General features: G+C 65.6%; 9 protein-coding genes. 7 read left to right on the plus strand and 2 right to left on the minus strand.

The features are described 5' to 3' along the window. Positions 1 to 60 precede the first annotated feature (60 nt). From AC1RB9_RS09570 to AC1RB9_RS09600, 7 genes are all read left to right on the plus strand, one after another. On the plus strand, positions 61 to 324 hold the full coding sequence (locus AC1RB9_RS09570) for a YeaC family protein (RefSeq protein ID WP_003104989.1): 264 nt from the start codon (positions 61 to 63) through the stop codon (positions 322 to 324). Beyond that, positions 324 to 1157 carry a DUF2797 domain-containing protein gene (locus AC1RB9_RS09575; RefSeq protein ID WP_003091329.1) on the plus strand — a complete coding sequence of 278 codons (834 nt, stop codon included), beginning with the start codon at positions 324 to 326 and terminating at the stop codon, positions 1155 to 1157. Before AC1RB9_RS09570 ends, AC1RB9_RS09575 begins: the two co-directional genes overlap by 1 nt. Before the next feature lie 18 nt (positions 1158 to 1175). Then, positions 1176 to 3833: an aminopeptidase N gene (gene pepN, locus AC1RB9_RS09580; protein ID WP_003116455.1), complete on the plus strand. Its 2658-nt coding sequence runs from the start codon at positions 1176 to 1178 to the stop codon at positions 3831 to 3833. Positions 3834 to 4279: 446 nt separating this feature from the next. Further along, positions 4280 to 6244, plus strand: coding sequence for a DUF1302 domain-containing protein (locus AC1RB9_RS09585; RefSeq protein WP_003104994.1), 1965 nt, complete (start codon positions 4280 to 4282; stop codon positions 6242 to 6244). 58 nt (positions 6245 to 6302) lie between these two features. Further along, positions 6303 to 7670 (plus strand): DUF1329 domain-containing protein, encoded by a 1368-nt coding sequence (locus AC1RB9_RS09590; protein WP_003091320.1) that lies wholly within the window; start codon positions 6303 to 6305, stop codon positions 7668 to 7670. 180 nt (positions 7671 to 7850) lie between these two features. Further along, positions 7851 to 8948, plus strand: coding sequence for a WD40/YVTN/BNR-like repeat-containing protein (locus AC1RB9_RS09595; RefSeq protein WP_004350939.1), 1098 nt, complete (start codon positions 7851 to 7853; stop codon positions 8946 to 8948). Positions 8949 to 8960: 12 nt separating this feature from the next. After that, positions 8961 to 11342, plus strand: coding sequence for an efflux RND transporter permease subunit (locus AC1RB9_RS09600; protein ID WP_003104998.1), 2382 nt, complete (start codon positions 8961 to 8963; stop codon positions 11340 to 11342). A 70-nt stretch (positions 11343 to 11412) separates the two neighbouring features. Here the strand turns inward: AC1RB9_RS09600 and cprS are convergent, their stop codons facing one another. Next, positions 11413 to 12708 carry a cationic peptide sensor histidine kinase CprS gene (gene cprS, locus AC1RB9_RS09605; RefSeq protein ID WP_003105000.1) on the minus strand — a complete coding sequence of 432 codons (1296 nt, stop codon included), beginning with the start codon at positions 12706 to 12708 and terminating at the stop codon, positions 11413 to 11415. Continuing rightward, a complete protein-coding gene (gene cprR / locus AC1RB9_RS09610; RefSeq protein ID WP_003091311.1) occupies positions 12705 to 13376 on the minus strand; it encodes a cationic peptide response regulator transcription factor CprR in 672 nt (223 codons plus the stop codon). Before cprR ends, cprS begins: the two co-directional genes overlap by 4 nt. Positions 13377 to 13434 lie beyond the last annotated feature (58 nt).

Consider the following 13434-nt stretch of genomic DNA (forward strand, 5'->3'; position numbering starts at 1 on the left):
TGTGCGCCGCCGGCCCCGGCCCGGTAGAATGGCCGGTACGCCTTTTCACCGGAGCCGGCCATGTCGTCCTTCAATCAAGCGATCGAGAACATCACTCCTGAGATCTACCAGAACCTCAAGCTGGCCATCGAGATCGGCAAGTGGCCGGACGGCCGCAAGCTGACCCAGGAGCAGAAGGAACTCTGCCTGCAGGCGGTGATCGCCTGGGAGCTGCAGAATCTCCCCGAGGAGGAGCGCACCGGCTACATGGGCCCGCAGCACTGCTCCTCGCATTCCGACGAGCCGATCCCGAACATCCTGTTCAAGTCGGACTCCGTGCACTGATGGAAGAAATCGCCCGCGGCGCGCTGAGCAAGATGACGGCGCGCCTGGAAAGCAATGCTCCCGTGCAATACGCCTTCCGCCTCGACGACCGCGAAGTCGCGGTGAACCCGCTGATCGGCCGGCCGCTGCGCCTGGAGTACCTCGGCAGCATCTTCTGCACCCATTGCGGCCGCAAGACGAAGAAGAGTTTCAGCCAGGGCTATTGCTATCCTTGCTTCACCCGGCTGGCGCAGTGCGACAGTTGCATCGTCAGCCCGGAGAAGTGCCACTACGAGCAGGGCACCTGCCGCGAACCGGAGTGGGGCGAGCGGTTCTGCATGACCGATCACGTGGTGTACCTGGCCAACTCCTCCGGGGTGAAGGTCGGCATCACCCGCGCCAGCCAGATTCCCACCCGCTGGATCGACCAGGGCGCGCGCCAGGCGCTGCCGATCCTGCGCGTGGCCACCCGCCAGCAGTCCGGCCTGGTGGAAGACCTGCTGCGCAGCCAGGTCGCCGACCGCACCAATTGGCGGGCCATGCTCAAGGGCGAAGCCGAGCCGGTCGATCTGGCGGCAGTCCGCGAGCAGTTGTTCGACCAGTGCGCCGACGGCCTGCGCGAATTGCAGCAACGTTTCGGCCTGCAGGCGATCCAACCGGTTATCGACCTCGATCCGCTCGAGATCGCCTACCCGGTCGAGGCCTACCCGAGCAAGGTCGCCAGCCTCGACCTGGAAAAAACGCCTATCGTCGAAGGCACGCTTCGCGGTATCAAGGGCCAGTACCTGATCCTCGACACCGGGGTGATCAACATTCGCAAATACACGGCCTACCAGATCGCCGTGCATCACTGAGCAGAAGGGCCACAAGCCATGCGCACCGAGCAACCGAAAGTCATCCACCTCAAGGACTATCAGGCGCCGGACTACCTGATCGACGAGACCCACCTGAAGTTCGAACTGTTCGAAGACCACAGCCTGGTACACGCCGAGTTGAAGCTGCGGCGCAACCCCGAGCGCGGCGCCGGCCTGCCGCCGCTGTTGCTGCATGGCCAGCAACTGGAGCTGCTGGCGCTCGAACTGGACGGCCAGGCGCTCGGCGCGGACGACTACCAACTGGACGACGAGCAGCTCGGGGTGCAACCGCGGCAGGCCGAGTTCGTCCTCAGGAGCACGGTGCGTATCCATCCGGAGAGCAACACCGCGCTGGAAGGCCTGTACAAGTCCGGCAAGATGTTCTGCACCCAGTGCGAGGCCGAGGGTTTCCGCAAGATCACCTATTACCTCGACCGTCCCGACGTGATGAGTCGCTTCACCACCACCGTCAGCGCCGAACAGCAGCGCTACCCGGTGCTGCTCTCCAACGGCAACCCGGTGGCCAGCGGTTCCGAAGGCAACGGCCGGCACTGGGCGACCTGGGAAGACCCGTTCAAGAAGCCGGCCTACCTGTTCGCCCTGGTCGCCGGCGACCTCTGGTGCGTCGAGGACAGCTTCCGCACCATGAGCCAGCGCGACGTGGCGCTGCGCATCTACGTCGAGCCGGAGAACATCGACAAGGTCCAGCACGCCATGGACAGCCTGAAGAAGTCGATGCGCTGGGACGAGGAGGTCTACGGCCGCGAGTACGACCTGGACATCTTCATGATCGTCGCGGTCAACGACTTCAACATGGGCGCGATGGAGAACAAGGGCCTCAACATCTTCAACTCCAGTTGCGTCCTGGCCCGCGCCGAAACCGCCACCGACGCCGCCCACCAGCGGGTCGAGGGCGTGGTGGCGCATGAGTATTTCCACAACTGGTCGGGCAACCGGGTCACCTGCCGCGACTGGTTCCAACTGTCGCTCAAGGAAGGCTTCACCGTATTCCGCGACTCGGAGTTCTCCGCCGACATGAACTCGCGCACGGTCAAGCGCGTCGAGGACGTCGCCTTCCTGCGCACCAACCAGTTCGCCGAGGACGCCGGGCCGATGGCGCATCCGGTGCGCCCCGACTCGTTCATCGAGATTTCCAACTTCTACACCCTGACCGTCTACGAGAAGGGCTCGGAAGTGGTGCGGATGATCCACACCCTGCTCGGCGCCGAAGGCTTCCGCAAGGGCTCGGACCTGTACTTCCAGCGCCACGACGGCCAGGCGGTGACCTGCGACGATTTCGTCAAGGCCATGGAAGACGCCAATGGCGTCGACCTGACCCAGTTCAAGCGCTGGTACAGCCAGTCCGGCACTCCGCGCCTGGCGGTGGAAGGCGAGTACGACGCCGCCGCCCGCCGCTACACCCTGACGGTGCGCCAGAGCTGCCCGCCGACTCCCGGCCAGCCGAGCAAGGAACCCTTCGTCATCCCGCTGGAGCTGGGTCTGCTCGACGGCCAGGGCCACGAACTTCCGCTGCGCCTGGAAGGCGAGGCCGTGGCCCAGGGCGGCAACCGCGTGCTGGCGGTGACCGAGGCCGAGCAGCGCTTCGTCTTCGTCGAGGTGCCGGAGCAGCCGCTGCCATCGCTGCTGCGCGGCTTCTCCGCGCCGGTGAAACTGAGCTTCCCCTACAGCCGCGACCAGTTGCTGTTCCTCATGCAGCACGACAGCGACGGCTTCAACCGCTGGGAGGCCGGCCAACAGCTCTCGGTGCAGGTCCTGCAGGAGCTGATCGGCCAGCACCAGCGCGGCGAGCAACTGGTACTCGACCCGCGCCTGATCGAGGCCTACCGCACCCTCCTGGCGGACGAGGCGCTGGACCAGGCGATGGTCGCCGAGATGCTCTCGCTGCCCAGCGAGGCCTATCTCACCGAGATCAGCGAAGTCGCCGATGTCGACGCGATCCATGCCGCCCGCGAATTCGCCCGCCAGCGTATCGGCGAAGCGCTGTTCGAGCCGCTGTGGCAGCGTTACCAGGCCAACCGCAAGATTTCCCGCGACACCGCCTACCTCGCCGAGGCCTCGCACATAGCCCGGCGCAGCCTGCAGAACATCGCGCTGTCCTACCTGTCGCTGTCGGGCCGGGAGGAAATCCTCGCCGCCTGCCTGGAGCAGTACGAAGGCTGCGACAACATGACCGAGCGCCTGACCGCCCTGGCGGTGCTGGTCAATTCCGGCTTCGAGGCGGAGAAGGGCAAGGCCCTGGCCATGTTCGCCGATTACTTCAAGGATGACCCGCTGGTGATGGACCAGTGGTTCAGCGTGCAGGCCGGCTCGCCGCTGCCGGGCGGGCTGGAGCGGGTCCAGGCGCTGATGCAGCACCCGGCCTTCACCCTGAAGAACCCGAACAAGGTGCGCGCGCTGATCGGCGCGTTCGCCAACCAGAACCTGGTCAACTTCCATCGTCCTGACGGCGCCGGCTATCGCTTCCTCGCCGACCAGGTGATCGTGCTCAACGCACTCAACCCGCAGATCGCCTCGCGCCTGCTGGTGCCGCTGACCCGCTGGCGCAAATACGACGAGGCGCGGCAGGCGCTGATGCGCGGCGAGCTGGAACGCATCCTGGCCTCCGGCGAATTGTCCAGCGACGTCTACGAAGTGGTGAGCAAGAGCCTGGCCTGATCCGCCAGCTTCACCCGGAAGAGGGTGTTACTGGCCACTGGCTGGTAACGCCCTTTGTTACTTCTGGGAATCGCTTCACTGTTTTCCATTGATGGAGTCCGCTTAATCGTGTTTCGCGAACCTCCCTGCGCAGGCTCTGCGAAGGGACTTTTCGCGCCACCGGCGAAATTCGCCTGGCGCGTTTTGTCGGACACTTCCTGTTTTCTGGTCAGTGAATGAACAGTCATCCCGCAGGAAGTCCTGTTTTTTTCGCAATCCATTGAATTGCCTGGAGGATTCCGTTGAATTGGCATCCCGGTTGCACTGCCTCGTCGCGCGGTTCCCTTTCGTCGATGCGAGGCCGGTGACGCCGCGACCACCCATAACAAGGCCGCAGAGAAACGGCCGAACGGCGAACCGCCCGCAGTGGCGGCGCCCAACGCATGACCACATGGAGTGAGTTCCCGATGTACATCCCCAACCGCCAGCCCCGGCTGCGCTCCGCGCCGGCCCGGGCCGGCTTCGCCTTCGCCGGGCTGCTGCCGCTGCTGGGCGGCCAGGCCCAGGCCGTCGAATTCAGCTTCCTCGACAACGAGGTGTCCGGTTCGCTCGACACCACACTGTCCTACGGCACCCTGTGGCGGGTGCAGGGGCAGGACAAGAGCAACAATGACATCAACACCAACGACGGCAACCGCAACTTCGATACCGGCCTGGTTTCCGAGGTCTACAAGATCACCTCGGACCTGGAGGCGACCTGGCGCAACTATGGCGTGTTCATCCGCGGCACGGCGTTCTATGACACCCAGATCATGGACAAGCGCAACGACTACTACAGCCACAACGATCCATCGCAGCCGAGCCAGAGCTATCCCCACGACGACCGTTTCACCAGCCAGACCCGCGACATCGCCGGGCACAAGGCGGAAATCCTCGACGCCTACGTCTACGGCAGCTGGGACATCGGCAACATGCCGCTGAGCGCGCGCTTCGGCCGCCAGGTGTTCAACTGGGGCGAGGGCATCTTCTACCGTGGCGGGGTCAACACTACCAACCCGGTGGACGCCGCCAAGTACCGCCTGCCCGGTTCCGAGCTCAAGGAAGTGCTGATGCCGGTGGAAGCGCTGAGCTTCAACATCGGCCTGACCGACAACCTGTCGATGGAAACCTTCTACCAGTGGAACTGGAAGGAAACCCGCCTCGACCCGGTCGGTACCTTCTTCTCCGAGACCGACCTGTTCGCCGACGGCGGCAACACCGGCTACAGCGACTTCACCGGTACCGCGCTGGACACCCCGGTGCCCGGCTTCGGCAACGTCATCGGCCTGTACCAGGCGCTGGGCAACAATCCGCTGCTCAGCGGCGCGCTGAAGAACACCGGCCTCTATGCCAACGGCGTGACCCCGGCCTACGGCAACGTGATGAAGGTGTCGTCCATCGGCAAGGACATCAACGCGCGCAACGACGGCCAGTTCGGCGTGGCCTTCCGCTACATCGCCGAGGAACTGAACAGCACCGAGTTCGGCTTCTACTTCGTCAACTACCACTCCAAGGAGCCGACCCTGTACGCCGACATCGGCGACTATGCCGGGGCCGACCTGGCGGCGCTGGCCAACACCCTGCGGCCGATCGCCGGCAACCTCGCCGAAGCCCTGGCCAACGGCCTGGTGACCGCCGACGTGATGGGCAACATCAATGCCCGCCGCGAGTTCGCCGAAGACATCCGCATGTACGGCTTCAGCTTCAACACCACGGTGGGCGACGCCTCGGTGTTCGGCGAGCTGGCCTATCGGCCGAACCTGCCGATCGGCATCGCCGCCACCAACGACCTGATCGGCGACCTCGCCCACGGTGCGGCGGAAGCCGCCAACGGCGGGCAGATCAACGTCGGCGGGCAGATGGTCGGCCTCGGCGGGCAGATCCACAACTACGAGCGGGTCGAGGCGTTCAACACCTCCCTCGGGACCATCTACAACTTCGGCCCGTCGCTGAGCTTCGACTCGTTGACCGGCGTCGCCGAGCTGGCCTCGGAACACCTGCGTGGCAGCAGCCTGAAGTACACCGCCTACGACGGCAGCACCCGCTACTATGCCGGGCGCGGCAACAGCTCGTACGTTTCCGGCGGCGACCGTGGCGACCAGGTGAACCGCAACGCCTACGGCTACACCCTGCTGCTCAGTGGCACCTGGAACGACGTGTTCGCCGGGGTCAACGTGTCGCCCTACGTGGTCTACAAGGACGACTTCGAAGGCAACTCCTACCAGACCGGCAACTTCATCGAAGGTCGCAAGGCCTACACCCTGGGGATCAAGGCCACCTACCTGAACAGCCTGGAAGGCGAACTGCAGTACACCGAGTTCTACGGCGGCGGGCAGAACAACAACATCCGCGACCGCGACAACATCGGCCTGACCGTGAAGTACTCCTTCTGACCGAACCGATAACGACACGGGCGCCGCGAGCGCCCGGCACCTCACACGGAGAACCCTCATGTTGAACAAGCACCTGCTGATCGGCGCTTCCCTGGCGCTGGCACTGGGCAGCGGCGGCGCGCTGGCCGGCGTTTCCGCCGGCGAGGCGGCGCAACTGAAGTCGAGCCTCACCCCGCTGGGCGCGGAGAAGGCCGGCAACGCCGCCGGCAGCATTCCCGCCTGGACCGGCGGCATCACCCAGGCGCCGGCCGGCTACAAGCCGGGCCAGCACCACCCGGACCCGTTCGCCGCGGACAAGCCGCTGTTCACCATCGACAAGGCCAACCTGGAGCAGTACAGGGAACACCTGACCCCGGGCCAGCTGGCGCTGTTCAAGACCTACCCGGACAGCTTCCGGATGCCGGTCTACCCCAGTCGCCGTTCCGGCTCGGCGCCGCAGTGGCTGTACGACAACACCTTCGCCAATGCTACCAGCGCCAGGCTGCTGGACGGCGGCAACGGGTTCGCCGACGCCTATGGCGGGGTGCCGTTCCCGATTCCGAAGAGCGGCGTGGAGGCGCTGTGGAACCACGTCGCCCGCTACCGCGGCACCTATGTCGTGCGCCGCGCTTCGGAAGTCGCGGTACAGCGCAACGGTAGCTACTCGCTGGTGACCTCGCAGCAGGAAGCGCTGTTCAAGTACTACCTCAAGGGCGGCAGCTTCGCCGACCTGAACAACCTGATGTTCTACTACCTGTCGTTCACCAAGAGCCCGGCGCGCCTGGCCGGCGGCGCGGTGCTGGTGCACGAGACCCTCGACCAGGTCAAGGAGCCGCGCCAGGCCTGGGGCTACAACGCCGGCCAGCGCCGTGTGCGGCGTGCGCCGAACCTTGCCTACGACACGCCGATCGCCGCCGCCGACGGCCTGCGCACCGCCGACGACACCGACATGTTCAACGGCGCGCCGGACCGCTATGACTGGAAGCTGCTGGGCAAGAAGGAAATCTACATTCCCTACAACAACTACAAGGTCAGCAGCCCCGAGGTGAAGTACGAGGAACTGCTCAAGCCGGGCCACCTCGATCCGCAATACACCCGCTACGAGCTGCACCGCGTGTGGGTGGTGGAAGGTACCCTGAAGCCGGGCGCGCGGCATATCTACTCCAAGCGCACCCTGTACCTCGACGAGGACAGCTGGAGCGCGGCGGTGGTTGACCAGTACGACGGTCGCGGCGAACTGTGGCGGGTGTCGATGGCCTACCTGAAGAACTTCTACGACCTGCCGTACACCTGGAGCGCGCTGGACGTGTTTCACGACCTGCAGGCGCGTCGCTACCACGTGCAGAACCTGGACAACGAGGAGCCGGGTACCATCGACTTCACCCAGGCGATACCGGACGACTCCTACTTCAAGCCCTCGGCCCTGCGCCGCCGCGGCACCCGCTGATCGCTCTGCTCGCCGGCGCCGACCGCTTCCCTCCGGGGAGGAGGGCGGCGCCGATCCCCCCGTTACAGACGGCTTACACGCTTAACAAAAGATAACGTGGCTTCAATTGTCTCCGTCGCCAAACGCTGGCTATATAACGCTCACCACGAACCACTAATAACAACAACGGGGACGGTATCCATGCGTGAGCCCATGACGTGGCGCACTTCGCCCGGCCAAACCGCGGACGCTTCGCGGCATCCGGCCATTCCTTCCAGATCGCCCCTGGCCAGCAGGGCCCTGTCGTTTCTCGGGGCACTTTCTCTTCTGACCTTCGCCGCCACCCCGGTCCTGGCCGAGTCGACGCCAACCGCCGCGCCGCCGCAATTCGCCGTGGAGTCGCCGAAGGCCGCCAGCAGCCTGCTGCTCAGCGTCGCCCATGCCGGCAAGCGGCTGGTCGCGGTCGGCGACCGTGGGCATATCCTGCTCTCCGACGACGACGGCAAGACCTGGACCCAGGCCAAGGTGCCGACCCGCCAGTTGCTCACCTCGGTGTTCTTCGTCAACGAGCGCAAGGGCTGGGCGGTCGGGCACGATGCGCAGATCCTCGTCAGCGACGACGCCGGCAGCACCTGGGCCAGGCAGTTCGAGGACCTCGGCCGCGAAGCGCCGTTGCTGGACATCTGGTTCGCCGACGAACAGCACGGCCTGGCCGTCGGTGCCTATGGCGCGCTGCTGGAGACCCGCGACGGCGGCCAGCACTGGGAAGACGTCAGCGAGCGCCTGGACAACGAGGACCAGTTCCACCTCAACGCCATCGCCGCGGTCAAGGACAACGGCCTGCTGGTGGTCGGCGAAGCCGGCAGCCTGTTCCGCTCGAAGGACTGGGGCGCCACCTGGGAAAAACTCGAAGGCCCCTACGAGGGCTCGCTGTTCGGCGCCATCGGTACCGCCGATGCGGGCGGCGTGCTGGTCTACGGCCTGCGCGGCCACCTGTTCCGCTCCGCCGATTTCGGCGACAGCTGGGAAGAGATACCGCTGAAGGCGGCGTCCGGCGACCTGGAATTCGGTCTCTCCGACGGCGCGCTGCTGGCGGACGGGCGTATCGTCGTGGTCGGCCACGGCGGCAGTGTCCTCGAAAGCACCGACGGCGGGCGCAGCTTCAGCGTGTTCAACCGTCCCGACCGGCTGTCCCTGGCCGGCGTCAGCGCCACCGGCGACGGCCACCTGATCCTGGTCGGCCAGGGCGGCGTGCACCTCGCTGCGGCGAACGGTGCCGCGCTCGAACAACAACAATAAGGCGGGGGTCGCATGAGTGCCATGAACCAGCATCAGCAAAACAAGGCGAGCCTGCTCGAACGCCTGATCTTCAACAACCGGCCGGTGGTGATCTTCCTCTGCCTGCTGGTCAGCGTCTTCCTGTTCTACCAGGCCACCCAGGTGCGGCCGTCCACCAGCTTCGAGAAGATGATCCCGCTGGAGCACCCGTTCATCCAGAAAATGCTCGAGCACCGCAACGACCTGGCCAACCTCGGCAACACCGTGCGCATCTCGGTGGAGGCGGTGAACGGCGACATCTTCACCAAGGAGTACATGGAGACGCTCCGGCAGATCCATGACGAGGTGTTCTACATCCCCGGCGTCGACCGTTCCGGCCTGAAGTCGTTGTGGAGCCCCAGCGTGCGCTGGACCGAAGTGACCGAGGAAGGCTTCGCCGGCGGCGAGGTGATCCCGCAGACCTACGACGGTTCGCCGCGGGCGCTGGAGGAACTGCGCAACAACGTGCTCAAGTCCGGGCAGATCGGCCGCCTGGTGGCGAACAACTTCAAGTCGAGCATCGTCGACGTACCGCTGCTGGAGATGTACCCGAACCCGAAGAACCAGAGCGAACTGATCAAGCTCGACTACCGCCAGTTCTCCCATGAGCTGGAAGAGAAGATCCGCGACAAGTACCAGTTGCAGAACCCCAACGTGAAGGTGCACATCGTCGGCTTCGCGAAGAAGGTCGGCGACCTGATCGACGGGCTGGTGATGGTGGTCGGCTTCTTCGGTATCTGCCTGCTGATCACCCTGGTCCTGCTGTACTGGTTCACCAAGTGCATCCGCAGCACCATCGCCGTGCTGATCACCACCCTGGTCGCGGTGCTCTGGCAGCTCGGCCTGCTCAACCTGGTCGGTTTCGGCCTCGATCCCTATTCGATGCTGGTGCCGTTCCTGATCTTCGCCATCGGTATTTCCCACGGCGTGCAGAAGATCAATGGCATCGCCTTGCAGTCCAGCGGCGCCGACAATGCGCTGATGGCGGCGCGGCTGACCTTCCGCCAACTGTTCCTGCCGGGGATGATCGCGATCCTCGCCGACGCCGTCGGCTTCATCACCCTGCTGGTGATCGACATCGGGGTGATCCGCGAGCTGGCCATCGGCGCCTCGATCGGCGTGGCGGTGATCGTCTTCACCAACCTGATCCTGCTGCCCGTGGCGATCTCCTACATCGGCATCAGCAAGAAGGCGGTGCAGCGCAGCAAGGATGACGCGGTGCGCGAGCACCCGTTCTGGCGCCTGCTGTCGAACTTCGCCAGCCCGAAGGTGGCCCCGGTGTCCATCGCCATCGCCCTGCTGATGCTCGGCGGCGGCCTCTGGTATGGCAAGCACCTGAAGATCGGCGACCTCGACCAGGGCGCGCCGGAACTGCGTCCCGACTCGCGCTACAACCTCGACAACGACTTCATCATCCGCAATTACTCGACCAGTTCGGACGTGCTGGTGGTGATGGTCAAGACCTCCCCGGAAGGCTGCTCCACCCACCAGGCCCTGGCGGCCATGGACGAGCTGGCCTGGAAGCTGGAGAACACCGAGGGCGTGCAGTCGGCGATCTCGATGGTCACCGTGTCCAAGCAGGTGATCAAGGGGATGAACGAAGGCAACCTGAAATGGGAGACCCTGTCGCGCAACCAGGACGTGCTGAACAACTCCATCGCCCGTGCCGACGGTCTCTACAACACCGACTGCTCGCTGGCGCCGCTGCTGGTCTTCCTCAACGACCACAAGGCCGAGACCCTCGACCGCGCGGTGGCGGCGGTGCAGGCCTTCGCCGCGGAGAACGACAAGGACGACCTGCAGTTCCAGCTGGCCGCCGGCAACGCCGGGATCGAGGCCGCCACCAACGAGGTGATCAAGCAGTCCGAACTGATCATCCTGGTGCTGGTGTACATCTGCGTGGCGGCCATGTGCATGATCACCTTCCGTTCCTTTGCCGCGACCCTCTGCATCGTCCTGCCGCTGATCCTCACCTCGGTTCTCGGCAACGCGCTGATGGCGGCGCTGGGCATCGGCGTGAAGGTCGCGACCCTGCCGGTGATCGCCCTCGGCGTCGGCATCGGGGTGGACTACGGGATCTACATCTACACCCGCCTGGAGTCTTTCCTGCGCATGGGCCTGCCGTTGCAGGAGGCCTACTACGAGACCCTCCGCTCCACCGGCAAGGCGGTGCTGTTCACCGGCCTGTGCCTGGCGATCGGCGTGGCCACCTGGATCTTCTCGGCGATCAAGTTCCAGGCCGACATGGGCCTGATGCTGACCTTCATGCTGCTCTGGAACATGTTCGGCGCCCTCTGGCTGCTGCCGGCCCTGGCGCGTTTCCTGATCAACCCGGCCAAGCTGCAGGCCAGGAAGGCCTCGGTGTTCGCTCACTGAGTCGCGCCGAGCCCCGCCAAGACCGCGGCCCAGGCCGCGGTTTTTTTGTGCGGAGGAAGGCCGTCGCGCTTCAGTCCGGCGTGGCGGGGAACAGCAGCTCGCAGCGGAAGCGCTGCTCGTCGCTGCTGTAATGCAGGCGCCAGCCGCTCTTCTGGCACAGGCGCTGGACCAGGTCGAGGCCCAGGCCATAACCGAACGCCATCGACTCCTCCGTCCCCTGGGCCGCACCGATGGGGTTGCTGATCAGCAGGCTGCGGTCGCGCACGACGATTTCCACCACGCCCTCGTCGCTGTACTGCAGGGCGTTGCGCAGCAGGTTGCCGATGATGATCCGTGCGCGGGTCTGCGGCAGGCTGTGTGGCTCCACGTCGAGGTGGAAGGTCAGGCCGCGGCGCTGGCTCAGCGCCTGCTGTTCCTCGAGCAGTTCCTCCAGCAGGCGGCCGACCTCGATGTGTCCGTCGTCGCGCAGTTCGCCGCTCTCGCGGCTGAGCCAGAGCAGGGTCTCGGTCATCTGCTGCATGCCCAGCGCCGAGCGGCGGATGCGTTGCAAGGCATGCGGGGAGGGCGCGCGGCCGGGTTGGTCGAGCAACTCCAGGTTCATGCCGATCACCGCCAGCGGGGTGCGCAGCTCATGGCTGGCGTAGCGCAGGAAGCGCTCCTCGCGCTGGCTGAAGTCCTTGATCCGGGTCACGCTGTTCCACAGGGTATCCGCCAGCACGTTGAGTTCGCGGTAGTTGAAGCGCGGCCGCTGGCTGTCCGGGGCGAGGTCGTCGAGGGTCATCGACCAGCGCGTCAGCTTGCGCAACGGCGCGACGATGAACCAGACCAGCAGGCCGACGGCGGCCAGCGAAGGCAGGGTGACCGATAGGGTGACGATCCAGGTCTGCCTGACGCGGGCGTCGATGATGGCGTCGGACAGCGGCGTGTCGATGCTGCCGGCGGCGTCGTTGTCGTAGAGGTAGAGCGTCTTGCCGTCGGCCAGTGGCTGGCGGACCACCACGTAGGCATCGTCGCTGGGCGCGTCGTCATCCTCCTCTTCGTCATCGTCGTCCCAGTTGCCGAGCAGTTGCATGGCGCCGATGCTCTTGTAGGGCGGGGTGTCGAGCATCTCCCTGAGTTTCGGCGGCAGCCCCGCGGTGCCGACGCTGCCCTTGAAGTAGTAGCTGTCCGGCGCCGGCGTAGCCGGGTCTTCCTGGTAGCGCTGGGCGAAGTACAGCCCTTCCTCTTCCATCATCATGCTGAGCAGGTAGAGGGCGCCGGTCTCGCCGTAGTCGCCGAGCATGCGCGTGTAGACCAGCAACACCCCGGCGAGGATCAGGGTGACGCCGCCGCCGACGATGGGGATCAGGCTCAGGCCGCGTTTCATTTGCGCTCCAGCTGGAAGCCGACGCTGTGCAGGGTATGGATCAGAGGGGTGGCGAACCCCTTGTCGACGGTGCTGCGCAGGTGGTGCATGTGCACGTTGAGGGTGTTGCTTTCCGGCGGTTCGTCGCCCCAGACGCTGCGCCCCAGCTGCTCGCGGGTGACCAGCGCGGGGCTGGCGCGCATCAGGCACTCAAGGATCTTCCAGGCGGTGGGGGACAGCGCCAGGGGCGTGCCGCCGCGGCTGGCCTGGCGGCTGTCGAGGTCCATCACCAGGTCGTCGACCTGCAGGCGCTGGGCCTGGCCGCTGCGGCGCCGGCTGAGGGCTTGCAGGCGGACCAGCAGCTCCGGCAGTTCGAAGGGCTTGAGCAGGTAGTCGTCGGCGCCGGCGTCGAAGCCGTCGAGCTTGTCCTGCAGGGTATCCAGGGCGGTGAGCATGAGTACCGGGGTCTGCAGGCCGGCTTCGCGTAGCTGGCGACAGACCTGCCGGCCGTTGATGCGCGGCAGCATGATGTCCAGCAGGATCACGTCGTAGCGGTTGGCGCGCGCCAGGTTGAGGCCGGCCTGGCCGTCGCGGGCGTGATCGCAGACCACCCCGGCGGCCTCGAGGTAGTCGATGACGGTGCCGGCGAGATCGAAGTTGTCTTCGACGACGAGTACGTGGATATGCATGGTATCTGTTCGCATGACGGATGGGACGCTGTGCCTGGTTCGCCGCGGGCGTTGCCCG

The sequence above is a fragment of the Pseudomonas sp. 20-5 genome, assembly GCF_056782835.1.